At 72.4% G+C, this 21,399-nt stretch carries 19 protein-coding genes, 4 tRNA genes and 2 pseudogenes; 11 read left to right on the top strand and 14 right to left on the bottom strand.

Translation table 11 applies throughout. The features are described 5' to 3' along the window. Positions 1-25: 25 nt before the first annotated feature. The 5 genes from ACNQOV_RS08635 to ACNQOV_RS08615 form a co-directional block, all read right to left on the bottom strand. The gene (locus tag ACNQOV_RS08635) at positions 26-925 is read right to left on the bottom strand and encodes a glycoside hydrolase family 16 protein (RefSeq protein ID WP_416394157.1); all 900 of its coding nucleotides are present in this window, start codon (positions 923-925) and stop codon (positions 26-28) included. Between the two features lie 268 nt (positions 926-1,193). Continuing rightward, positions 1,194-4,574 carry an ATP-binding protein gene (locus ACNQOV_RS08630; protein ID WP_416394156.1) on the bottom strand — a complete coding sequence of 1,127 codons (3,381 nt, stop codon included), beginning with the start codon at positions 4,572-4,574 and terminating at the stop codon, positions 1,194-1,196. Continuing rightward, on the bottom strand, positions 4,571-5,365 hold the full coding sequence (locus tag ACNQOV_RS08625; protein ID WP_416394154.1) for a DUF4194 domain-containing protein: 795 nt from the start codon (positions 5,363-5,365) through the stop codon (positions 4,571-4,573). Before ACNQOV_RS08625 ends, ACNQOV_RS08630 begins: the two co-directional genes overlap by 4 nt. After that, on the bottom strand, positions 5,362-6,924 hold the full coding sequence (locus tag ACNQOV_RS08620; RefSeq protein WP_416394153.1) for a DUF3375 domain-containing protein: 1,563 nt from the start codon (positions 6,922-6,924) through the stop codon (positions 5,362-5,364). Before ACNQOV_RS08620 ends, ACNQOV_RS08625 begins: the two co-directional genes overlap by 4 nt. Positions 6,925-7,047: 123 nt before the next feature. Beyond that, positions 7,048-7,120, bottom strand: a tRNA-Val gene (locus ACNQOV_RS08615). 204 nt (positions 7,121-7,324) lie between these two features. Between ACNQOV_RS08615 and ACNQOV_RS08610 the strand changes: the two genes are divergently transcribed. The 3 genes from ACNQOV_RS08610 to ACNQOV_RS08600 all read left to right on the top strand — a co-directional run bounded on the left by ACNQOV_RS08610 (position 7,325) and on the right by ACNQOV_RS08600 (position 7,639). Beyond that, positions 7,325-7,396: transfer RNA gene (locus ACNQOV_RS08610), tRNA-Gly, on the top strand. An 82-nt stretch (positions 7,397-7,478) separates the two neighbouring features. Further along, a tRNA-Cys gene (locus tag ACNQOV_RS08605) sits at positions 7,479-7,552 on the top strand. Positions 7,553-7,567: 15 nt separating this feature from the next. Then, positions 7,568-7,639, top strand: a tRNA-Val gene (locus ACNQOV_RS08600). A 171-nt stretch (positions 7,640-7,810) separates the two neighbouring features. On the opposite strand, the gene ACNQOV_RS08595 is transcribed toward ACNQOV_RS08600, so the two are convergent. Further along, positions 7,811-8,593 carry an MBL fold metallo-hydrolase gene (locus ACNQOV_RS08595; RefSeq protein ID WP_416394152.1) on the bottom strand — a complete coding sequence of 261 codons (783 nt, stop codon included), beginning with the start codon at positions 8,591-8,593 and terminating at the stop codon, positions 7,811-7,813. On the opposite strand from ACNQOV_RS08595, the gene ACNQOV_RS08590 reads away from it, so the two are divergent. Beyond that, positions 8,550-9,548, top strand: a complete 999-nt coding sequence (locus tag ACNQOV_RS08590; RefSeq protein ID WP_416394183.1) for a helix-turn-helix domain-containing protein — start codon at positions 8,550-8,552, stop codon at positions 9,546-9,548. The genes ACNQOV_RS08595 and ACNQOV_RS08590 overlap by 44 nt on opposite strands. Before the next feature lie 69 nt (positions 9,549-9,617). Here ACNQOV_RS08590 and ACNQOV_RS08585 read toward each other — a convergent pair. Continuing rightward, positions 9,618-10,616 (bottom strand): annotated as a pseudogene (locus ACNQOV_RS08585) (acyltransferase family protein); the annotation flags it as partial. 109 nt (positions 10,617-10,725) lie between these two features. Between ACNQOV_RS08585 and ACNQOV_RS08580 the strand changes: the two are divergent. The 5 genes from ACNQOV_RS08580 to ACNQOV_RS08560 all read left to right on the top strand — a co-directional run bounded on the left by ACNQOV_RS08580 (position 10,726) and on the right by ACNQOV_RS08560 (position 14,317). Next, positions 10,726-11,391, top strand: coding sequence for a response regulator transcription factor (locus ACNQOV_RS08580; protein ID WP_416394182.1), 666 nt, complete (start codon positions 10,726-10,728; stop codon positions 11,389-11,391). Next, positions 11,388-12,506: a sensor histidine kinase gene (locus ACNQOV_RS08575; RefSeq protein ID WP_416394150.1), complete on the top strand. Its 1,119-nt coding sequence runs from the start codon at positions 11,388-11,390 to the stop codon at positions 12,504-12,506. Before ACNQOV_RS08580 ends, ACNQOV_RS08575 begins: the two co-directional genes overlap by 4 nt. A 77-nt stretch (positions 12,507-12,583) precedes the next feature. Continuing rightward, positions 12,584-12,946 carry an ArsR/SmtB family transcription factor gene (locus ACNQOV_RS08570; RefSeq protein WP_402262766.1) on the top strand — a complete coding sequence of 121 codons (363 nt, stop codon included), beginning with the start codon at positions 12,584-12,586 and terminating at the stop codon, positions 12,944-12,946. Positions 12,947-13,140: 194 nt separating this feature from the next. Next, positions 13,141-14,007 carry a cation diffusion facilitator family transporter gene (locus tag ACNQOV_RS08565; RefSeq protein WP_416394179.1) on the top strand — a complete coding sequence of 289 codons (867 nt, stop codon included), beginning with the start codon at positions 13,141-13,143 and terminating at the stop codon, positions 14,005-14,007. A gap of 22 nt (positions 14,008-14,029) precedes the next feature. Beyond that, positions 14,030-14,317: an antibiotic biosynthesis monooxygenase family protein gene (locus ACNQOV_RS08560; RefSeq protein WP_416394149.1), complete on the top strand. Its 288-nt coding sequence runs from the start codon at positions 14,030-14,032 to the stop codon at positions 14,315-14,317. A gap of 246 nt (positions 14,318-14,563) precedes the next feature. Here ACNQOV_RS08560 and ACNQOV_RS08555 read toward each other — a convergent pair whose 3' ends face one another. Continuing rightward, positions 14,564-15,082 (bottom strand): VanZ family protein, encoded by a 519-nt coding sequence (locus ACNQOV_RS08555; protein WP_416394148.1) that lies wholly within the window; start codon positions 15,080-15,082, stop codon positions 14,564-14,566. A 209-nt stretch (positions 15,083-15,291) separates the two neighbouring features. On the opposite strand from ACNQOV_RS08555, the gene ACNQOV_RS08550 reads away from it, so the two are divergent. Continuing rightward, positions 15,292-15,798 (top strand): DUF4396 domain-containing protein, encoded by a 507-nt coding sequence (locus tag ACNQOV_RS08550; RefSeq protein ID WP_416394147.1) that lies wholly within the window; start codon positions 15,292-15,294, stop codon positions 15,796-15,798. Between the two features lie 204 nt (positions 15,799-16,002). Here the strand turns inward: ACNQOV_RS08550 and ACNQOV_RS08545 are convergent. From ACNQOV_RS08545 to ACNQOV_RS08535, 3 genes and pseudogenes are all read right to left on the bottom strand, one after another. After that, positions 16,003-17,244 (bottom strand): annotated as a pseudogene (locus ACNQOV_RS08545) (MFS transporter). A gap of 90 nt (positions 17,245-17,334) precedes the next feature. Further along, the gene (locus ACNQOV_RS08540) at positions 17,335-18,159 is read right to left on the bottom strand and encodes an ornithine carbamoyltransferase (RefSeq protein WP_416394146.1); all 825 of its coding nucleotides are present in this window, start codon (positions 18,157-18,159) and stop codon (positions 17,335-17,337) included. Between the two features lie 48 nt (positions 18,160-18,207). After that, positions 18,208-18,888 (bottom strand): HAD family hydrolase, encoded by a 681-nt coding sequence (locus ACNQOV_RS08535; RefSeq protein ID WP_416394145.1) that lies wholly within the window; start codon positions 18,886-18,888, stop codon positions 18,208-18,210. Positions 18,889-18,932: 44 nt separating this feature from the next. Between ACNQOV_RS08535 and ACNQOV_RS08530 the strand changes: the two genes are divergently transcribed. Then, positions 18,933-19,562 (top strand): class I SAM-dependent DNA methyltransferase, encoded by a 630-nt coding sequence (locus ACNQOV_RS08530; protein WP_416394144.1) that lies wholly within the window; start codon positions 18,933-18,935, stop codon positions 19,560-19,562. 9 nt (positions 19,563-19,571) lie between these two features. Here ACNQOV_RS08530 and ACNQOV_RS08525 read toward each other — a convergent pair whose 3' ends face one another. The 3 genes from ACNQOV_RS08525 to ACNQOV_RS08515 all read right to left on the bottom strand — a co-directional run bounded on the left by ACNQOV_RS08525 (position 19,572) and on the right by ACNQOV_RS08515 (position 21,367). After that, on the bottom strand, positions 19,572-19,814 hold the full coding sequence (locus ACNQOV_RS08525) for a hypothetical protein (protein WP_402262803.1): 243 nt from the start codon (positions 19,812-19,814) through the stop codon (positions 19,572-19,574). Positions 19,815-19,942: 128 nt separating this feature from the next. After that, entirely contained in the window at positions 19,943-20,656 is a 714-nt protein-coding gene (locus ACNQOV_RS08520) for an ANTAR domain-containing protein (RefSeq protein ID WP_416394143.1), read from the bottom strand. A 12-nt stretch (positions 20,657-20,668) separates the two neighbouring features. Further along, entirely contained in the window at positions 20,669-21,367 is a 699-nt protein-coding gene (locus tag ACNQOV_RS08515; RefSeq protein WP_416394142.1) for a GAF and ANTAR domain-containing protein, read from the bottom strand. Positions 21,368-21,399 lie beyond the last annotated feature (32 nt).

Here is a 21,399-nt window from a genome sequence, read left to right as displayed (position 1 = left end):
GCGATCGTGTGACGCCCGCGCCGGGTCAGTCCCAGATCGAGATCCAGTCGACGGAGACCGTGCCGGCCGCACCCGTCGGGACGGAGCCGTGGTCGGTCCACGTCTCGCCCTGCAGGGTGACCCGCATCGGCGTGGTCGGCACGGCCGTGGTGGTGGAGGAGACGAGCTCGCCGTCCCAGTAGAACCGGACGATGCCGTGGTCCCACTCGGTCGTGGCGACGTGGTACTCGGTGGTGTCCGTCTTCGCGTGCACCTGCACCGAGCGGTCGTACCGCACGTGACGGTTCGCGTACGTGCCCGGGATCGCGGACGCGGGGCGCGGCGATGCCCCGAGCGTGAGTGACTCGGGCCAGTCGATCTCGCCGTCGTTCCACTGGTCGGAGGACGGCCACAGCATGCCGACGAACTTGTACCCGGCCGTGACCGAGGTCTTGTAGCGGATGCTCACGCGGGCGGTGGTGTGCGGGGCGTACCCGTCCGGCATGACGGCCGCGACGAGGGGTCGGCCGTCCTCGGCGTGGAAGTCGAAGTCGAGGTTGCCGTCCGCGACGGAGAGCACCTTGGTGGGGGCGTACGTCCCGAGTCCGCTGGTGTCCTGGAACCCGTCGTAGAAGCCCATGCCGGGGTAGACGGCGGCGACCTGGCCGAGCGCGGCGGGCTTCGTGAAGTCCTCGGCGTACGTCTGGTGCCACGTCCGGCCGTTCGAGGTGACGTCGCCGACGGGGAGCGGGGTCGTGTCCGGAGTGGGCGTCGGCGTCGGCGTCGGGGTGGGCGTCGACGTGGGCGTGGCCGGCGGGGTCGCAGTTGCGGTGGCCGACGCCGTTGTCGACCCCGGCGCCGTCGAAGACGGGACACACGCAGCGAGCGTGCCGACGACGAGGAGCCCGGTGACGATCGCGCCTGCGGTGCGTGTGCGAATGGTCACGGTACGGTCCTTGCTGGAGTCGGTCGAGCTCCTGGCGATCGTAGTCAAGGGATGTCCGCCATCCTGCTGCTGGCGGGACCCCAGTCCGGGGGTGGTGGCGAGGTCCGCCCCGGTCGCACGACATGCCGCGCGCCCACCGTCACGGTCGCACGAGGTGCCGCCGGGGCCGGCGCGGGGCAGCAGTTCGTGCGACCTCGGCGGCCCGCGACCTCGGCGTCCCGCGAACCCCGCGGCCCGCGACCCCGGCCCGCGGGCGGGACGGACGCGCCTACGCGTCCGACGCCACGCGGGCGATCTCGGTGATCGAGGAGTGCCCGGTGTCCGGGTGCTTCCGCATCGAGAGGAGCCGCTCCATCGAGGGCTCGAGGGCGGTCACCTTGTCGAGCGGCGCACTGACGACGAGCTGGAACCCGAGGCGCAGCCACGCGGTGACGGCCCGGCCGGCGAACTCCGAGTCGGCCTTGATGAACGCCTCGTCGAGGAACACCGGCGCGAACCGGGGCCGCGGTCGGGTCTCGTCGCCGAGCTGGTACCGGAGTGCCGCGCCGACGATGAACGCCACGAGCTCCTGCGTCTCACCGCCCGACTTGTCCCCGAGCGACGAGTACACGCCGAGGTCGTCGCCGGACGAGTCGTACCGGACGGCCGTGATCTCCATGTGCCGGCGGACGTCGAGCACGGCGTCGCGCTGGGTGGTCCGGCCACCGCGCGGGACGGACGGGTCCGGACGGATGACGGCCATGAAGCGCCGGAGCCGGCGGAACCGGGTCTCGAGCACGTCGTCGGTCAACTCGGTGTCGACCGACGCCGACAGCGCCCGGAGTTCGCGGCGGAAGGCCGTCACCTCTTCTCGGGTGACCCGGCGGATCTGGATCTTGAGCCGGTCGCGGTTGGCACCGAACGGCAGCTCGCGCAGGATCTCGTTGACGGGCTCGAGTCGCTCCTCGATCTCGACGACGGCACGGTCGAAGGCGCCGGCGAGGGGGACGAGGTCCTCGCCGCTCCACTGCGACAGCCGTCGACGCCACTCGCTGCGCCGGGAGTGCAGCCCGGTCGCGACGATCTGGTCGAGGATGGCCCGGTAGTCGGGGTAGGACGCGACGCCCGTCCCGAGGTTGGGGTCCGGCCAGGCGTCCTGGTAGCGCTGGAACGTCAGCGTCAACGCCGTCGAGGCCGAGGCCGCACCGTCGAGCGCCTGTGACAGCCGTTCCTCGAGGCGGCGCTTCAGACGGCGGGTGGCGTCGTCGAAGCCGTCGACCCCGTCCGGTGCACCGACCTCGGCGAACGTCTCCTCGAGCAGTCGGGCCTGTTCGACGTCGGGCAGCGACTGCGGGGTGTCCTCGAAGCGCGACAGGATCTCGGCCGCGGCGTCCTGACCGTCCACGAGCACGGCGTGCCGCTCCTCGAGCCGGGCGACCGACTGGCGGGCGGCGGCGCGACGGTCCGACGCCTCGTCGAGGGCGGCCCGGAGCCGACCGACGGCCGTGCGCAGGGTGCGGAGGCCGTCGTCGGCGGCGAGGAGCGCCTGGCGTTCCTGGTCGAGCCGGGCGAGCGAGTCCTCGAGGCCGGCGACGTCGATCGCCTCCCACGTGACGTCCACGACGTGCTGGTGCGCCTGGCGCAGGACGTCCAGGGCGGTGATGTCCTGCGCGACGTCGGTGCGGCGGGCCTCGAGCGTGGCGAGGTCCTGGGCGATCGCGGCGAGTTCCTGCTCGACCGAGGCGACCCTGGCCTCGTTCGTGAAGCCGATGACATTCGCCTGGCGCCGGTCGCCGTGCGCGCCACGCCGACCGTCACGGAGCTGGCCGGACTCGGTCACACGACGGCCGCCACCGCCGAGTTCCGAGGCGTCGGCGACGCACCGGGCGTCGGTGCGGTCGGACTCGATCCGCTCCCGCACCCAGGTGCTGAACGGCGACGGCTTGATGGCGAGCTTGCCGGACACCATGGACGGGTCGCCGTCGACGTCGATGTGCGGCCCGGTCGGCACGCCCTCGAACTGCACGCGCACGGGCAGGCGGAGTGCGTCGATCGCCTCGCTGAAGTCGGCGAGGCGGTCCTGGTCGACGAGCAGCGTCCGGGCGACGGGCGCCAGGACGGACTCGATCGCGGTGCGCCAGCGCTCCTCGCCGGGGAGCACGTCGAGGAGTTCGGCGACGAAGGGCAACTCGGACGGGTCGATGCCGGCCGCGCGGGCCATCGCCAGCCGAGCCTCGTGCATCGGGAGCGGCATCGCACCCTGGCGGTGCTCGAGCGACTGGCGCTCCTGCCGCAGGGTCCGCTCGCGGTCGAGGAGCGGGTACTCCTCGCGCGTCAGGGCGTCGCGACGGTCGTCGAGGTCCGAGCGCTCGGCGGCGTAGATCCCGAGGAAGTCGTGGGCGGTCCGCTGGGCAGCGGTGAAGGCCCGTTCCGAGTCGACCGTCGTGCCGAGCACGGCGGTCCGCTCGTCGAACGTCGCCCGGGACCGGACGACGGCGTCCCGCTCGCGGGTCCGGCGGTCGATGCGGTCCTCGAGCTGCGCGAGGGCGTTGCCGCCCTGGTCGCGGAGCCGGGCCTCGGCGTCGCGGAGTTCGATCTCGACCGCGGCGTGCCGGGCCTCGGCGGCGGCGACCTCGGCGCGAGCCGCCGTGCGCTCGCGCCCGTTGCGGTCGACCTCGGCGTCGAGCAGCGACCGCTTGCGCGACGCGGTCCAGTGCGCGAAGGGCGAGACCTCGGCGCCGGGTGCGATGCCGTCCAGGGCCTCGGCCGCCGCCTTCGACCGGGCGATCTCGGCGTGCAGCTCCGTGATGGGGGAGAGGATGCGGACCTTGCGCTCCTCGGTGTCCATCGCCTCGTACGCCTCGTCGAGGGCGGAGAAGTGGGCGAGGGCACGGTCGGCCGCCTCGTACGTGCCCGGGGTCTCGAGCACGAGCGACTTGTAGAGCGCGTCGACGGTCGGCAGGTGCTGGCCGGCCTGGATCCGTGCGAGCAGGCGCATCGCCCGGTTGCCACCGCCGGAGTCGCCGATCCCGAGCCGGGTCTGCAGCGTGTACGCGAGCTCCTGGTAGGTGTCGCGGATGACGAGCCCCGGCACGCGTCCGGTCAGCTCGAGGTGGTGGAACCGCGACGGGACGAACTCCTCGAGCCGGCGCAGGTCGAACGTGTCGTCGACCGTCGCCATGGTCATCTGGATGTCGCCGACCCCGCGCGCACGCTTCGGCACGATGTACGTGCGCAGCACCGTGAAGCGCCGCTCGTCGTCGTTCCGGAACGTCACCGCGACGGCACCCCAGGTGGTCTGGTCGTCACCGCGCAGGTTGACGTCGCGCAGGCTCCCGGACTCGGGGTCGCGACGGGTGTCCACCTTGCCCCGCAGGTACGTGAGCAGGTTGCGCTGGTCGGCGCTCCGCGCGCGCCCGGTGGTCGCGTCGTTCGACGCCCCGTTGAACGGCACGTCCGACGGCATCATGACGGCGAGGTACGCGTCCATCAGCGTCGACTTGCCGGTGCCGGACGCGCCCGAGATGAGCGTGGCGGTGCCGGAGAGCTCGACCTGGCGGTGGCCGTGGAACCCGCCCCAGTTCACGACCTGCATGGACTCGGCGCGCCACTGCGCGACCGTGTCGAACAGGGCGGGGATGCCGAAGGAGTCGGTCGCGGTGTCGGTCATGCGTCCGTCTCGCCTTCGTCGTCGGTGTCGGTCTCGTCTGCCGGGAGGGCCGGGTCGTCCCCGTCGGTCGGCTCGCCGTCCGGGGTGGTCGCGTCGGCGTGCGCGGTGGTGGTCCGGAGCGCCGTGTTCGCCAACCACGTGTCCAGGTCGCGCAGCCGCTCCAGCGGGAGCAGCACCTCGACCACGCTGGCGATCCGGAACCGGTCCGGGTCGCTGGTCTTGAGCAGGATCCGGGCGGTCACGAGGCGTTCGACGGCCTTCGCCACGCGGCCCTCGTCACGGGTGCGGTCGGTCGCCGTCGCGGGACGGAACCCGGCGACGTGGCCGAGGATCTCGGAGCGGTCGACGACGACCTGGTCCGGACCGGGACGGGTGTCGGCGCGCAGCCGCATCCGCAGGTAGACGAGGACGATCGTCTCCTCGCGCGTGTACGGGACGTCGCGGAGCAGCGTCGGGAACCCGCGGCGCTGGCTCTCGGAGCGGGCCTGGCGCTTCCACGCCACCTCGCGGTCGCGGTCCACGTGCAGTTCGAGGAACAGGTCGTTGAGCCGCGACCGGAGCTGGTGCTCCGCGTCGAGCACCGCGCGCCACTCGTCGGTGTGGGTGCGTGCACTCACGTAGGGGCTGCGGAGCAGCGCCACGAGGGCGCGGCGCTGCCGGTCGTCGAGACGGCCCTCGTCGCCCTCGAAGAGGGCGAAGCTCGTCTCGTCGCGTTCGTCGTCCTGCTGGACGGCTGCGGGGTCGTCGTAGGGGACCGTCTCGTCGACGGGTGCCGGTGTCGTGTCGCTCACCGCGCCTCCTGTGCGTGTTCGTCGTTCGTCGTGTCCGGGTCCGGGCCGCGCCGCTCGTCGGTGAGCGCCGCCGTCGGCATGTGGAAGGTGACCGAGCGGCCGTCCGGGCGGACCGTCCGGTGCTCGGCGAGGTGCGCTGCGGACTCGAAGTCGTCGTGGCCGGTGAGCAGGTGGGCGAGGCCGAAGAGCTCGACCGGGCGCCGCTGTTCCGGCGGCAGCCCGTGGAAGGCGTCCACGCTGGAGTCGGCCGAGACGGAGCGGAGCGCCGCGCGCAGCTCGGTGAGCAAGGGGCCACCGTGTCGCCGCAGGGTCTCGACGTCGAGCTCCTCGAAGACGTCGTCGTCCGGCTCCTCGATCGCGGGCGGGACCGACTCGGCGTCCGGGTCGTAGAACCGTTCGCGAAGCGTGCCGACCTCGGCCGTCGCCGGCAGCAGGCCGAGCGGCAGGCGGTCCCGTGCCGACCCCTGGTCCATCCACGTCGCCAGGCCGCGCTCGACCGAGCGGAGGACGGCGTCGAGCTCGCGGTCGCGGGCGACGTCGTGCGCCACGATCTGGTCGCGCAGCGTGGCCGTGAGCTGCCGGCGCTGGGCGAGGACGTCCTCGATGCCCTGCCGGAGGATGACCACCGTGTTCCGGAACGCCCGGCGCTCCGCCGCCCCGAGACCGTCCGCGAACGGGTGGGCGAGGATCGTCTGGATGTCGTCGCGGAGCCGGAGGAGCAGCGCGTCGTCGCGGAGCAGCTCGAAGGCGCCCTCGAACGCGCGGCCTTCGGGCGTTGCCTCCATGAGGTTGTCCGTCCGCGCGAGGTAGTCGTCAAGGATCTCGCCGATCGGCCGGACCTCTTGCCGGAAGTCCTCGACGATCGACCGGTGCATCGCCGCAACCGCCTCCTCGACGCGCTTGAAGTCGCTCGGGAGCTGCCGGATCAGGTCGGAGATGTTCGTGTAGCCGTCGCGCATCCGGGCGTCGTCCACGGTGTCGACCTCGCCGTGCTCGAGGCGGTCGCGCTCGGCCTGCAGCTCGGCGATCTGCGCGTCGATCCGGCGGACCTGGACCGCGGGGTCCGGCTCGGCGCGGGCCGCCCAACGGTGCACGGCGTCGACGATCATCGCGAGCCGGCTCTCGCTGATGAGTGCGCGGTCAGACGAGAGCGCGTCGACGAGGGACAGGGCCTCGAGCGCGTGGCTCGTCAGGGAGTACTGCTCGTCGCCGTCGGGGGAGTTCGACCGGACGAGCCACTGCGCGGCCACCCACTCACGGCAGAGCGCACGGCCGTTCGGTCGGGCGTCCGGTTCGCCCTGCTCGGACGCGATGCCCGCATCCGGGGCCGCCGAGCGGGCCTCGTTCGCGGGCGTGCGCGCGCCGGCGGCCTGCAGGCGCGCGACGTGTTCCTCGACCTGCAGGTGCATGCGGTCCGCGGGGACGTACTGCACGTCGCGGTCGAACACGGTCCGGAACACCGCGAGCACGACGGCGCTCGTCGGGCGGGACATCAGCCGCAGGGTCGGACGGTCGAGGACCGCCCGGACCCGGGCGAACTCGAGGTCGACGTCGGTCATGCGCCCCTTCGTCCTTGCTCTGCTGCGTGGTCTGCGGTGTCGTCCCCGTCGCGTGGTCCGCGGGTCGTCGGCGGGGGAGATGCGAAGAGCCCGACGCTGCTGCGTCGGGCTCTTGCGGGTGGGTGGGCGATACCAGACTCGAACTGATGACCTCTTCGGTGTGAACGAAGCGCGCTACCAACTGCGCCAATCGCCCCTGCACTGTGCGTGCCAGTCGATAGTAGCGGATGCCGGGGCGTGCACCGAACACGGCGCGCGTCCCGGGTGTGGCGTCGGGGCTCGACCCGGCCCGATCCGCATGAACACGGGGGACACGCCCGGTGAACGAGGAGGATTTTGGTGGATGCCCTCGGGTTCGTATAGAGTTTACGTCGTCGCCGCGACAGCGGGTCGGACAAATGCGGATGTGGCGCAGTGGTAGCGCATCACCTTGCCAAGGTGAGGGTCGCGAGTTCGAATCTCGTCATCCGCTCGAGTGTGGTCTTCTCCGGAGGACCACGACTCACCAGAGGGTATCCCACCGTTCGGGTACTCACGGAGACGTGAACCTCGATGGTGGGGTGGCCGAGAGGCTAGGCAGCGGCCTGCAAAGCCGTCCACGCGGGTTCGAATCCCGTCCCCACCTCCAGTTCCACACTCCTCTGGGCGATTGGCGCAGCGGTAGCGCGCTTCCCTGACACGGAAGAGGTCACTGGTTCGATCCCAGTATCGCCCACAGCAGAGAGCCCCCGGGAAACCGGGGGCTTTCGTCGTCCCCGGGCTCGGACCGCGAGGATCCGGGCGCCGCGCGCACGACCGGCGCCGCTGCAGTGGGGTGACCACCGAGCGGACGGGAGGCGCAGTGCGGGCCCGCACTGCGCCTCCCGTCCGGTGGTCATTCCCTGGGTCAGCCTGCTGCCCCGGGGAACGGGGACCGGTTGGCGATGTCGATGACGAACTCTCCGCCGTACTCCGGGTAGCGCTTCGTGATGGCCGCCTTGTAGGCCGCGCCGTCGTCACCGAGCAGCTCCGCGGCGTCGGCGAGGTAGCGCTCCAGTTCGCCGAAGACCGCCGGGGTGGTGGGCAGCCCGTGACCGGCGAGGACCGTGTCGTACCCCTCCGCCTGCGCGAGGAGCGACACGGCTCGCTGCCACCCGTCGATGTCCCGCTCGCCGAAGTACAGGTGCACGTCGTGGTAGACGAGGTCCTGGGCGATCAGGACGCCGTGGTCGGGCAGCGCGATCAGGAGCTGGTCGTGCGCCTCGCCGCCGACGACGTGCTCGAAGGTCAGGAGGACACCGTCGACGACCTCCTCGCCGACCCGCACGGACCCGTCCGGCGTGACGTCGGCCACCGGGACCAGGCCGCCGGTCGGCAGGTGGACGTCGCCTCGGGCGAGGATCGCGTCGCGGACCTCGGGCAGCGACACGAGCGGGGCACCCCACCGGGCCGCCGCCGCGTAGTGGTCCGGGTGTCCGTGGGTGATGACCAGTCGGTCGATCGGCTTCCCGAGTGACCGGGCGTACTCGGCGGCCTCGTCGGCGAACGGTGCGAGGAACTGCCCGTCCACGACGATCAGCCGCTCCGGGGTCTCGATGATCTGCGACGTGACGTTGACGCTCTTCTCGGGCGCCATGTAGCTGTGGATGCGGACCTCGCCCTTGTCCAGGACGGTGACGGTTCCGTTCATGATTCCTTCTCTCCGGCCGCTTGCTGCTCGCGGCCACGGATCGATACTCTCCTCACCGGGTCCCAGCATCGAGGGCACTGGTGGACTCGTTCGGATCAATCCGGGACAGGTGGTCGGTGTGGGGCAGATGCAGCAGCTGGCGTTCGGGACGACCGTCGTGCCGGGCATCGAGGTCGTCGGGATCCGCGACCTGCGGCGTCGCATGCGCTTCGGCGCCGACGGACGGCAGCACCGGGTCGACTTCCACGTCCTCACGGTCGTCGCCGAGGGCGCCGGCCGGCGAGAGGTCGACTTCGAGGACTTTCCGCTCGATCGTGACCGGGTGCTGTGGGTGCGACCTGGGCAGGTGCAGCGGTTCGAGGACGGCGACCTCGACGGACTCCACCTGCTCGTCGCCGACGAGTTCCTGGCGAGCCTGCCGGCCGCCGACGGGATCGGCGTGCGCCAGCCGGTGTCCGTCGCGGACCCGGAAGCCGCCGCCGCGATCCGTGCGGTCGCCGGCGAGCTCGCGCGCGAGCACGACCGCGCGGTCCCGTCCCGGATGGTGCTGCAGCTGCTGCTCCGTGCGGTCCTCGTCCTGCTCGAGCGCGGCGCGGCAGCGGCCGCCGACGACGGGGTGGAGGACCCGCTCGCGACCCGGTTCCGCAAGGAGGTGGAGCGGCGGTTCACCGAGCTGCACACCGTCGCCGAGTACGCACAGGTCCTCGGGCACAGCATCCGGACGATCTCCCGCGCCGTGGCCCAGGGGAACGGCACGAGTCCGAAGCAGCTGATCGACCGGCGGATCGCGCTCGAGGCGCAGCGCCTGCTCGGGTACACCGACCTCCCGGTCGCGCGGATCGCGGAGCGTCTCGGTTTCACCGAAGCGACGAACTTCAGCCGGTTCTTCCAGCGGACGACCGGGATCAGCGCGACGCGGTTCCGGACGGACCGTCGGCCACCGGTACGGCGCTGACCGGCGCTGGTGTCTCCCGAGGAGCACTGCCCGGGCGGGGAGCTCCACTCCGTGGTGGAGCCCTGCGGCGAGCGCCGTCGCGACCACGAGGGCGAGCAGCGCGTGCAGCACCGCCGCGCGGCCTCTGGGGTCGACGGGGAGGACGGTCGGGAGCCGCTGCAACACGAGCAGGTGCACGAGGTAGAAGGCGAACGAGAGCTCCCCGAACCAGCGCATCGGCGCGCTGGCGAGCGGACTCCGGCGGCCCGACAGGTCGATGCGGGCCAGCGCCGTCACGAGCAGCCCGTACCCGACGACCGTGAAGCCGCTGAGGTGCCACGGGCTCGAGGATTCGGCGGTCGCAGCCGCGTACCCGACGGCCGCGAGCGGGACCGCCAGCGCGAGCGGTGCGCCACGCCACGCTCCGGTCCGCATCAGTCGTGCGACCGCGACGCCGAGGAGGAACTCCGGGAACCGTGCGATCGGCGAGTGCCCCGCGTCGACCGGGATCGGGAGCACGGCCTGGACCGCGTGCAGGCCGAGCAACGGCTCAGCGAAGGTGGCCACGACCGCCGCGACCGCGACGACCGCCAGCGCCGTCGTCGACACGCGCCGGAGGACCAGGGTGAGCAGCGGGAAGGTGGCGTAGAACGCGGCTTCGCAGACCAGGGACCAGCTCACCGGGTTCCCGGCCTGCCACCAGTCGGGCCGCCACGCGCTGATGAGCAGGGCGTTCGCGACGACCGAGCCCCGCGACGGACTCACGATCTCTGGGACGACGGGGGCCACCACGGCGACCGCGAGGGCGAGCGCGGTGAGGTGCAGTGGGGCGATCCGAGCGATGCGCGCCCACCAGAACCGTTGTGGGCTCGTCTCGTCGCGGTGGGACCAGGCCAGCACGAACCCGGACAGGACGAAGAAGAGCGACACCCCGGTGTCGCCACCGCCGACGACGCGGGAGAGGAGCTCCTCGGACCGGCCGGAGAAGAAGCCGACGTTCCGCAGGTGGTAGGCCCAGACGGCGAGGGCTGCGCACCACCGCAACCCGGTCAGGGAGGGCAGCGCGCGCGGTGTGAGGGTGACGGACATGCCGCGAGTCCACCGGAGCCGGTGTTGCGAGCGCGTCCGTCCGACCCCTTACGTTCGCCTTACCCCGGCGCCCGTATCCTGCTCCGACACGACGAAGGGTTCTGACATGGTGCGCGTGTTGGTGGTCGAGGACGAGCCGTTCCTCGGGGACGCCGTGCAGACCGGACTGCAGCTGGTCGGGCTCAGCGTCGACCTGGTCCGTGACGGTGCCGCGGCGCTGGAGGCCGTCGACGTGCACGCGTACGACGTCGTCGTGCTCGATCGTGACCTGCCCCTCGTGCACGGTGACGACGTGTGCCGCGCGCTGGTCGCGATGCCGGAGCCGCCGCGCGTCCTCATGCTCACCGCGGCGACCACGGTCGGGGACCGGGTGTCCGGGCTCGCCGTCGGCGCGGATGACTACCTCGGGAAACCGTTCAACCTGGCGGAACTCACCGCCCGCGTCACGGCGCTGCACCGCCGACCCTCCGCGGTCGTCCCGCCGACCCTGCACCGCGCCGGCCTCACGCTGGACCCGTTCCACCGCGAGGTCTTCCGCGACGGCCGTGTCCTGCACCTGTCCCGCAAGGAGTTCGCCGTCCTCGAGGTCCTCATGCGCGCGGGCGGCGGCGTGGTCAGCGCCGAGCGACTGCTCGAGAAGGCCTGGGACGAGCACGCCGATCCGTTCACCAACGCCGTGCGGGTGACCGTGTCGACACTCCGCAAGAAGGTCGGAGCCGACCGGATCGAGACGGTCCCAGGGGTCGGGTACCGGATCGCTCGGGTCACGTCGTGACGCGGGAGCGGCTGCGGCGACCGAGCGGGATCCGACTCCGGATGACGCTGCTCGGCACCGCGGCGGTCCTGGTGGGCGGGATCGCGGTGCTCCTCGTCGTCGTCTGGATCCTCACGATCATCCCCGGGTTCACGATCACCGCGGGGCCGTTCCCCTACGGCACGACGCACGACGTCTTCACGGTGCACGGGCGGCAGGACGTCCTCACGCTGTTCTGGTTCTGCTCCGTCGTCGTCCTCGTGCCGTTGACCGTCCTGGGTGGCGTCGTGAGCTGGCTCGTCGCCCGGCGCACGGTGCGGCCGCTCCACGACGTGATCGCCACCGCCGACGGACTCGACGTCGACGACCTGCGGGCGCGGGTCCCCGTCGCGGCCGCGCAGGACGAGACCCGAGCCGTGGCGATCGCGCTCAACGCGCTCCTCGACCGGCTCGAAGCCGGCGTCGCAGCACGGAGCCGCTTCGCCGCGAACGCCTCCCACGAGCTCCGGAACCCACTCGCCACCGTCCGTGCGATCGCGCAGCTCGCCCAGCGCCAGACCGACGACCCGGTCATCCAGCGGGCGCTCTCCCGGATCGTCGCGACCAACGACCGGATGAACGAGACGACGGCGGCCCTGCTGACCCTGGCGCGCGCCGACCGTCCGGCCGCCCCGGAGCGGTTCACGGTGCACGCACTGGTCGACGACGCCGTCGAGGGCCTGCAGATGCCGATGCGGGCTCGCCGTGTCGCCTTGTTGAACGTCGTCGACCCGGCGCTCGAGGTCGACGGCGACCGGGTGCTCTTCGGGCAGCTCGTGCGCAACCTCGTCGACAACGCCGTCCGGTACGCGACGCCCGGGTCGACGGTGCGGGTGTCGGGGACGCCGGACGCCGCGGGCCCGCTCCTCGCGGTGGAGAACGAGGGCGATGCGATCGACGATGCCGACGTCGCGCTGCTGGCGGAGCCGTTCCGCCGACGGGCCACCCGGGTGCGCACCGATGCCGAGGGCGCCGGTCTGGGGCTCGCGATCGTCACGACGATCGCCCGCGTGCACGGCGCCGAGCTGGTGCTGGCCGCCCGTCCCGTTGGTGGCTTGCTCGCCCAGGTGCGGTCCACCTCGACCGGGTCGCCCTGATCGGGCCGTCCGGCGGGTCGCCGAGCGGGGTCGGCCCGGTCGGTGACGACGGCCGTGGCCTTGTGTAGTATCTGCGTGTGCACGTAGACAAGCAGCCCTGCGGACTCAGCCCGGAGTCCGAGTACGTCGAGCTCGCGGTCGAGGTGTTCGCGATGCTCGCGGACGCCACCCGGGTGAAGATCATCCTCGCGCTGCGGAACGCCGAAGAGATGAGCGTCAACCACATCGCCGACGTGGTCGACAAGAGCCCGGCCGGGGTGTCCCAGCACCTGGCGAAGCTCCGCCTGGCACGGATGGTGTCGACCCGTCGCGAGGGCACCACGGTGTTCTACCGGTTGACGGACGAGCACGCGTCGGAGCTGGTGATCGACGCGGTGAAGCAGGCGGAGCACGTCGTCGGCCAGGCGCCGCACCACCATCGGGGGCAGGAGTCCACGTGACGGCACACACGCACACGCACACGCACACGCACACGCACGGTGAGCATCCCGACCACGGGGACCACGACCACGGCGATCACGACCATCAGCACGGTTCGCACGGGCACTCGCATCCGCACGGTGGTGTGCAGGGGTTCCTGTACGACCTGTTCGTGCCGCACACGCACGACGCAGCGGACTCGATCGACGACGCGATGGAGGCCAGCACCGCCGGCGTCCGCGCGCTGAAGACCAGCCTGTTCATCCTGTTGGGCACCACGGTCCTGCAGGCGGTGATCGTCGCGTTCACGGGGTCCATCGCGCTGCTCGCGGACACCGTCCACAACTTCGCGGACGCCCTGACCGCGGTGCCGCTGTGGATCGCGTTCATCCTCGGTCGTCGCGTGGCGAACCGCCGCTACACGTACGGGTACGGCCGGGCGGAGGACATCGCGGGCATGTTCATCGTGTTCGTCGTCGCACTGTCGGCCGTCGTCGCCGGGTGGCAGGCCATCGACCGGTTCATCACCCCTCGACCGATCGAGAACCCCTGGCTGCTCGTCGCCGCCGGCCTGATCGGCTTCGCCGGGAACGAGGCGGTCGCGATCTACCGCATCCGCGTCGGCCAGCGGATCGGCTCCGCCGCACTGGTCGCGGACGGCGTGCACGCTCGCCTCGACGGGTTCACGTCCCTGTCGGTCGTCCTCGGTGCCGTCGGCGTGATGCTCGGCTTCCCGATCGCGGACCCGATCATCGGGCTGCTCATCTCGGTGTCGATCATGGTCCTGCTGTGGGGGACCGTTCGGTCCGTCGGCGCCCGGCTCATGGACGCGATCGACCCGACTCTCGTCACCCGCGCCGAGCAGGCGCTCGAGCACACGAGCGGGGTCGAGGTGGTGCGCGATCTCCGGCTCCGGTGGGTCGGGCACCGGCTGACCGGCTCCGCCACCGTCGAGGTCGCCGCCGCCTCGCTGCACGACGCCCAGCACATCGCCGAGCACGCCGCGGAGCACGTGCACGAGGCGATGGGCAACGTCGATGCCTTCACCGTCACCCCCGTCGTCCACCCGCACGAGCACTGACCACCATCGAGAGGAACCCGCCATGTCCGTCGTGAAGATCAACGCCATCACCGTCCCCGAGGGCAGGGGCGCCGACCTCGAAGCACGCTTCGTCGGACGGGCCCACGACGTCGAGCAGCAGCCCGGCTTCGAGCGCTTCGAGCTCCTCCGGCCCACCGCCGGTGGCACGCGGTACTTCGTCGTCTCGACCTGGACGGACGAGGACTCCTACCAGGCGTGGCGCACCGGTCAGGCGGGCGCGCACCACGGCGGGAGCAGCCCCGTCGCGACCGGTGCCGAGCTCCTCGAGTTCGAGACCGTCATCCTCTGATCCGAGCTCGGTGCACGGGTGACGGTCGATCCTCGCGTGCGCAGTGCTCCTCGGTGTCCCGCTCGAGAGCCTGCTCGGGTGGGGGTGGACCGATCCCGTCGTCGACAGTGGCGCGTCGCCACGGATCGTCTCGGGTGCGGCGTCGAGCACGTGCGCACCGGGCACCTTCCGGCGTTCGCCAGACCCGGCCCCGTGGTCCGGGCACAGCTTCGATGCACCCTGCTCGCGGTCGCGCGAGCGAGGCGGTCAGGGGACCGACTGCCGCGGCGACTGCTCGGGTCCGCGCGGTGCCCGGCGATCGATCGCGATGATGCCGAGTGCGACCAGCCCGGCGAGCACTGCCCCGACGGTGTTCATGAACCAGTCGTTGGTGTCGCACGCTCTCCCGAGGGACGGGACGAGCGCCTGCAGCAGTTCGACGGCAGCGGAGAACCCCGACGCCGCGGCCACCGCCCAGACCGGACGAGTGGTGCGCAGCCCGGCGAAGAGCGTCACGGGGAACAGGAGTGCCACGTTCGCGAGCGTGTCGATCCCTCGGAACGGGACCGAGAACTGCACAGTGCAGAAGGTTCCGTTCCCGCCGTTGCCGTCGGGTGTCATCGTGAGTGCCACCGCTCCGACGACGCTGACGACGGTGAGCGTGGTGAGCAGCCACCGTGTTCCGCGGCGGTACACGAACCAGCCGAGGGCCGCGAACGCGATCAGGGCCACCCAGAAGAGGACCCGCACGGCGGCCGCGTGGTTGACGAGGAAGGTCGTGATCACGGAGTGATCCTCGCACCTGTGCGCGATGCCGAGCGCCGGACGCATCCCACGCGGTCCGACCCGTTCGTGGGTCGCGGCCGGACAGGACGGTCCGCTGCGCGGATCATCGTCGGATCGGGAACACCGAGGGCGCGCTCGCGTTGCACCATGTGGTACCCCCGGGGGGTGTACAAGGGTCGTCGGCGCAAGCCACGTCAGATCGGAGCAGCATGGACACGCACGAGCACCACCGGACGAGCGAGCACGAGCGGGCTGGCCACGGCAGGGCATCCGGACCCGGCTCGACCACCTGGGCGATGGCGGCACAGGCGACGCTGCACTGCCTCACCGGCTGCGCGATCGGCGAGGTCCTCGGCATGGTCATCGGCACCGCCGCCGGCTTCCACAACGCGGGCACGATCGTCCTGTCGATCGTCCTCGCCTTCGTCTTCGGCTACGCCCTCACGATGCGCGGCGTCATCCGGTCCGGCATGACCCTGGCGGCCGCGTTCACGGTCGCGCTCGCTGCGGACACCGTCTCGATCGCCGTCATGGAGGTCATCGACAACACCGTCGTCGTCGCGATCCCGGGCGCCATGGACGCACAGCTCGACCAGTGGCTCTTCTGGGGTGCACTGGCGCTCTCCCTCGCGCTCGCCTTCGTCGTGACGACGCCGGTCAACCGCTGGATGATGAGCCGCGGGCTCGGTCACGCCGTCGTCCACGCCCACCACTGAGCAGCCGGCGCCCGCGCTGACGGTCGAGCGTCCGCCGCCGGACCGGACCGACGACGGACGGGTGGGGGGGGGGGCGCCGGGGCCCCCCCCCCCCGCCCCCCGCCCCCCCCGCCCCCCCCCCCGGGCCGGCCCCCCCCCCCCCCCCCCCACGGCCGCTCGCGCCACACGCGATGACCGTCCGCCGGCCCCGCGGAGCGGGATCCGCTACCGGGCGCCGGCCGTCCGCAGGGGCGAGCACGCCGCGACGAGGACGGCGGCGACGAAGACGAGCGTCACCGCGCCCAGGGCGACGCCGTCACCGGCGACGGTCATGACGGCACCGCCGCCGATCGCTCCGACGGCCGCGAGGGTCCGGTTCGCACTCCGCACCGTGCCGTTCGTACGACCGAGGAGCGCATCCGGCGTGACGCTCTGGCGGAGGCTCATCTCGTTCACGTTCTCGCACCCGGCGGCCGCGCCGTGCACCGCGAAGGCGACGAACAGGACCACGACGGTCGCCGGGCCCGTCGTCGCAGCCACGGCCGCGAGGGTGACCGCGGCCCAGGCCACCGGGTAGGCGGCTCGTGCGGCGATGATCGTCCGTCCGGCACCGAAGCGGGTCCCGAGCCAGGGTGCCGCGGTGGCGCCGAGGAGCGTCGCGACGCCGCCGACGGCGATGATGCCGCCGTACACGGCCGCGGGCAGGGCCAGGGTGCGCAGCGCGAAGGTCGCGAAGACGGTGAGCGCGGCGGCGTTGGCGAGGAACCAGAGGTGTGTGGAGAGCGCCAGCGGGGCGAGCGTCGCGTGGCCGTACGTCCAGCGCAGGCCGTCGGCGATGTCACTCCGCAGCTTCGAACCCGGCCGCCTGACCGCGGTCTCCTCGACGACCCGGATCCGGGCGACGAGGACGGCGTCGACGAGGTAGCTGATCGCGTCGAGGGCGATCGCGACCGGTGCGGTCACGATGCTGACGAGCACGCCGCCGAGCGCCGGACCCACCGTCTGGGCCGCTGCGTCGCTCTGGTCCACGCGTGCGTTCGCCGCCGTGAGGAGCGGGCGCGGCACGATCCGCGGGAGCAGTGACTGGGTGGCGGCGAACCCCGCGACGGACGCGACACCGAAGAGGAACAGCACCGCAGCCGTCACCCAGAGGTCGAGGAGCCCCGTCCATCAGAGGAGCGGGATCGTCCCGAGGCAGACGCCGCGGAGGATGCTCGCCCAGACGAGCAGCGGCTTCCGCGGGACACGGTCGACGGCCGCGCCGATGAGCAGGCCGAAGAGCGCGTAGGGGACGAACTGGGCAGCGTTCACCAGGCCGACCTCGACGGGCGTGGCGTCGAGGACCGTCACGACGAGGACCGGGATCGCGACCGCGCTGACGGCCGATCCGAACGCCGACACGGTCGCGGCGGTCCAGTAGGGGCGGAACCCGGGGACCCGGCGCAGCGTGGTCACGTCGTCGCCCATGCGCCAACGCTCGCAGACCGCTGTCGCGCGGGCAACCGGGCGCGCTCGGTGGACGGGGCCGGGAAGCGCGGGTGACGCCCGTCGGTCGGGTCAGCCGAGTCCGGTGCAGTGCGCCATGACGGCCTGCTGCACCGGGAGCAGGGACGCCTTGAAGGCGTGCCCGACGAACGCCGGGTGCGCCACCGCGTCGTCGCTGACCTCGCGGCCGCGGACGAACGGCGGGCACGGTGCGAGGCGGACGCCGGCCGGCGCGGTGTCGAGGAGGGCCGCCGTGATCCGGAAGGATTCGAGTGCCTCGGCATGCCGCCCGGGGCCGTCCGTGAGCACGACGTCCGCCGTCCGGATCGCGGTCGCGAGGTCGTCGGTCCACACCGCTCCGGGGGTCGCGAGGCCGTCCGGACCGCACTGCACGAGGTCGAGCCGCAGCACGCGTGCGGCCTCCTGCCAGGCCCTGGAGATGTTCCCGTCCGCTCCCACGAACAGGAAGCGCAGGGTGCCGAGGTCCGCGCCCGAGCTCCGGAGCGCGTACAGGTCCGACAGGACCTCGCACGGGTGGTTCTCGTCGGTCATGGCGTTCACCACGGGGAGCACGCCGGCGTCGGCCAGGCCCTCGACCACGGCGAGGTCGTGGTGGCGGACGACGAGGACGTCCGCCCACGAGGCCAGGTAGCCGGCGACGTCGGCCAGGGCCTCGGGCTTGTCGAGCGTCGTGTCCGGGAAGACGATCGGCTGGAGGCCCATCGCCGCGGCACCCCGCTCGAAGGTCACCCGGGTGCGCAGGCTCGTCGCGGGGAAGAACATCACGGCCGAGCCGTCGGTCGTCGGTCCCCGACCGTCGCGGTAGGCGTCCGCGAGGGCGAAGACCTCGGCGACGTCGTCCACCGTCCAGTCGTCGAGCCGGGTGAGGGAGCGCATCCCACCAGCCTAGGGAACGGGCGGGTCGGAGCGTGTCGGTGGTGCCGTTCAGGCCTCGCCGAGTGCCGTCAGCACCCGGGCGCGGAGACCACTCGGATCACCGGTCCGCCGGTCGACGAGGACCGCGTGCATCCCCACCGACCGGGCACCGGCGACGTCCCGCACGGGGTCGTCGCCGACGAAGAGGCACGCCGTCGCGGGTACGCCCAGTTCGTCGGCGAGCACGTGGAAGGCGCGCGCGTCCGGCTTCTGGACACCGATGCGCTCCGAGGTGCACACCACGTCGAAGGCGGTGTCGAGACCCGTCACCCGCAGCTTCTCGGACTGCTGGGCGGTGGTGCCGTTCGTCAGGAGGCCGAGACGGTGCCCCCGGGAGCGGAGCTCCCCGAGGAGCGGCAGGACGTCCGGGAAGACCCGCCAGGCGGCTCGGTAGGCGCCGAGGTACTGCTCGAACACGACGTCGAGCCCACGGTCGTCCCGGGGCAGCGCGATCCCGAGCGGGGGCAGGACGGTCCGGAGCCGTTCGCGCCGCTGCTCCTGGAAGCCGATCTCGCCGGAGCGCCAGCGCTCGAACTGCGTGTCCTCGGCGTCCGACCAGGCGTCGAGGACGGACGGGGTGACGGTGACGCCGAGTCCGGCGAGGAAGGCGGCGGCACCGGCACGCGCGGCGCCACGATGGTCGAAGAGGGTGTCGTCGAGGTCGAAGCCGACCGCTCGGGGCGCGCGCACGTGGCAAGGGTACGGCGGCTCCGGCCGACCGTACGATGGCCGGGATGGACAGGACGGACGACGTGACGGCGGCCTACGGGCGTCGCGCAGCGGAGTACGCGGAGCTCCTCGGCTCGATGGCGTCCGTGCACCCGTCCGACGAAGCGCTCGTGCGGGCGTGGGCCGCGACCGTCGACGGCCCCGTGCTCGACGCCGGGTGCGGGCCCGGGCACTGGAGTGCGCACCTCGCCGCCCTCGGCCACGACGTGCGCGGGATCGATCGGACCCCGGCGTTCGTCGACCACGCCCGGCAGGCGCACCCGGGCGTCGCGTTCGCGGTCGCGGACGTCGACGCGCTCCCCGACGAGCCGGAGCGCCTCGGCGGGGTCCTCGCGTGGTACTCGCTGATCCACCACGAGCCGGATGCGCTCGGGCGTCCCCTGGCGGAGTTCGCGCGGGTGCTGCGACCGGGCGGGCGGCTCCTCGTCGGGTTCTTCGCCGGCGAGCGGGTGGAGCCGTTCGACCACGCCGTCACCACCGCGTACCGCTGGTCGGTCGGCCACCTGGTCGGCGAGCTCACCGCCGCCGGCTTCGAGGTCGTCGCCACGTCGACACGGGATGCCGACGCGCAGACGCCCAGGCCGCACGGAGCAGTCTCGGCGCGACGCCGGGGCGGTCCGTCCGCGCCGCGCTGACCCGGGCGGTCAGAGTTCGCCGGGAGGCCCGGACTGCCAGCGGACCCAGGCCTCGAGCTGTGCCTTCGCGCTCTCGAGGCTCGTGTGGGACCCCGCGAGGTCGCCGTGTCGGAGCCGCACGACGTACCGCGACCCGAAGACGACCGTGCCGATCACGTGGGAGCCGCAGCGCGCCTCCCAGGTCCGCGCGTCCACCGAGGCCCAGCGGACGTCATCGGTGTCGGACTGCTCGGAACTGGAGAGGGAGGTCATGGCGCTTCCGGTCGCTGGACGATGGGATCGTTCCGGCGGCCGTGGACTGGGGTCACCTCGTCGAACGCTAGTCCCCGACGGCTGAGCGGTGGACCGTGCACCCGCCGCCACCAGCCCGGGACCGGTGCTCAGGGGAGGACGAGTCGCCGTTCCACGACCGCGCGGGCGACGTCCGCGAGCAGCAGCTGGTGGGATCGGGCGTACGCGCGGAGCATCGCGAACGCGTCGTCCATCTCCACCCGGTGGGTGTGCGCGACGAAGCCCTTCGCTTGTTCGATGACGACCCGGCTGTCGAGCGCACGCTGGAGCTGCTGCTGCGTCAGGGTCGCGTGCTCGAGGGACCGCTGCTGCAGGATGCTGATGGTGGCCACGTCGGTGAGCGCCTGGGCGGCGAGCGCGTCGTCCCGGTTGAGGGCACCCTCGGCTTCGCGGAAGAGGTTCAGCGACCCGAGCGTGGTCTCGCGGAGGCGCATCGGGATCGAGTGCACCGAGGCGTACCCCGACTCGGCCGAGGCGCGTGCGAAGGTCGGCCACCGACGCTGCATCTCGGCGGGGTCGCGGCCGGAGACGGTCTTGCCGGTGGCGAAGCACTCCACGCAGGGCCCCTCGCCGGAGTCGAGCTGGAGCAGGCCGAGGAAGCTGGACCGTTCGCTCGTGGACGCGAGCACCTCGAGCTGCTGCTCCTGGTTCACGAGCAGGATGCCGGCCGCGGAGGCATCGAAGATCTCGACGACGCTGTCGACGAGGTTCTGCAGGAGCTCGACGACGTCGTAGTCGTCGACGAGGGTGTCGGTCAGGGCGACGAAGGTGTCGACGAGTCGGTGCTCGCGAGTCGGTGCCATGGTGCGTGCTCCCTAGGTCTCGGAACCGTACGGCCGGGCGAGGTCGAGTCGGCGTGCGATGACGTCCGCGGCGACGTCGCGGACCGGTCGTTCGGTGGCGAAGGCGTGCGCGCGGAGGACCAGCAGCGCATCCTCGACGCTCACGCCGAGTTGCGCGGCGGCCATGCCCGTGGCCTGGTGCACCTCTCGTCGTGAGTATCGTCCGTTCTCGGTCGCGGTGTGCTCATCCGCGGTCGCGGCGACGAGCGCGCTGCGGAGGACGCGGCGGGCGGCGACCTCGGTGAGTTCGACCGCGCCGCGCACCTGGGCGGCGGTCAGGGTCAGGTCGTGGCCGATCGACAGGTCGACCGCGCCCACCGGGATCGTCCCGATGCGCATCGGGAAGGAGAAGATCGCGCCGACCCCGGCGCTCATCAGCCCGTCGAGCGCGAGGGGCCACCGTTCGACGGGCGTCACCCGCAGATCGGGTTCGAGGACCGGCCGACGGGTGTCCAACGCCTCCCAGCACGGGCCTTCGCCGAGGTCGAACTGGATCTCGTCGACGCGTTCGGCGAGGGCGTCGCTGGCGAACACCGTGGCGGTGCCGAACGGGTCCCCGAGCGTCGAGATCCCGACGGTGGTCACGGGCAGTGTGGCGAGGAAGGGCGGACACAGGTCCGAGCCGTCCGGCGCCGCCTGCATGGCGGACGCCGCGGCCGCGTAGTCGTCCATGGGCGGGCACCGCTCTCTGTCGGGTGTCCGGG

The sequence above is a fragment of the Curtobacterium sp. LFS084 genome, from assembly GCF_047977705.1.
GTDB lineage: Bacteria > Actinomycetota > Actinomycetes > Actinomycetales > Microbacteriaceae > Curtobacterium.
Note: the sequence above shows the minus strand (reverse complement) of the source record. Positions and strands in the feature narration are given on the sequence as shown.

Bases quoted from the DNA above. Each gene is read 5' to 3' on its own strand.
- ACNQOV_RS08630 (WP_416394156.1), bottom strand. From the start codon at position 4,574: ATGACCGACACCGCGACCGACTCCTTCGGCATCCCCGCCCTGTTCGAC.
- ACNQOV_RS08620 (WP_416394153.1), bottom strand. From the start codon at position 6,924: ATGACCGACGTCGACCTCGAGTTCGCCCGGGTCCGGGCGGTCCTCGAC.
- ACNQOV_RS08590 (WP_416394183.1), top strand. From the start codon at position 8,550: ATGCGGACCTCGCCCTTGTCCAGGACGGTGACGGTTCCGTTCATGATT.
- ACNQOV_RS08595 (WP_416394152.1), bottom strand. From the start codon at position 8,593: ATGAACGGAACCGTCACCGTCCTGGACAAGGGCGAGGTCCGCATCCAC.
- ACNQOV_RS08565 (WP_416394179.1), top strand. From the start codon at position 13,141: ATGGAGGCCAGCACCGCCGGCGTCCGCGCGCTGAAGACCAGCCTGTTC.
- ACNQOV_RS08560 (WP_416394149.1), top strand. From the start codon at position 14,030: ATGTCCGTCGTGAAGATCAACGCCATCACCGTCCCCGAGGGCAGGGGC.
- ACNQOV_RS08550 (WP_416394147.1), top strand. From the start codon at position 15,292: ATGGACACGCACGAGCACCACCGGACGAGCGAGCACGAGCGGGCTGGC.
- ACNQOV_RS08540 (WP_416394146.1), bottom strand. From the start codon at position 18,159: ATGCGCTCCCTCACCCGGCTCGACGACTGGACGGTGGACGACGTCGCC.
- ACNQOV_RS08530 (WP_416394144.1), top strand. From the start codon at position 18,933: ATGGACAGGACGGACGACGTGACGGCGGCCTACGGGCGTCGCGCAGCG.
- ACNQOV_RS08525 (WP_402262803.1), bottom strand. From the start codon at position 19,814: ATGACCTCCCTCTCCAGTTCCGAGCAGTCCGACACCGATGACGTCCGC.
- ACNQOV_RS08520 (WP_416394143.1), bottom strand. From the start codon at position 20,656: ATGGCACCGACTCGCGAGCACCGACTCGTCGACACCTTCGTCGCCCTG.
- ACNQOV_RS08515 (WP_416394142.1), bottom strand. From the start codon at position 21,367: ATGGACGACTACGCGGCCGCGGCGTCCGCCATGCAGGCGGCGCCGGAC.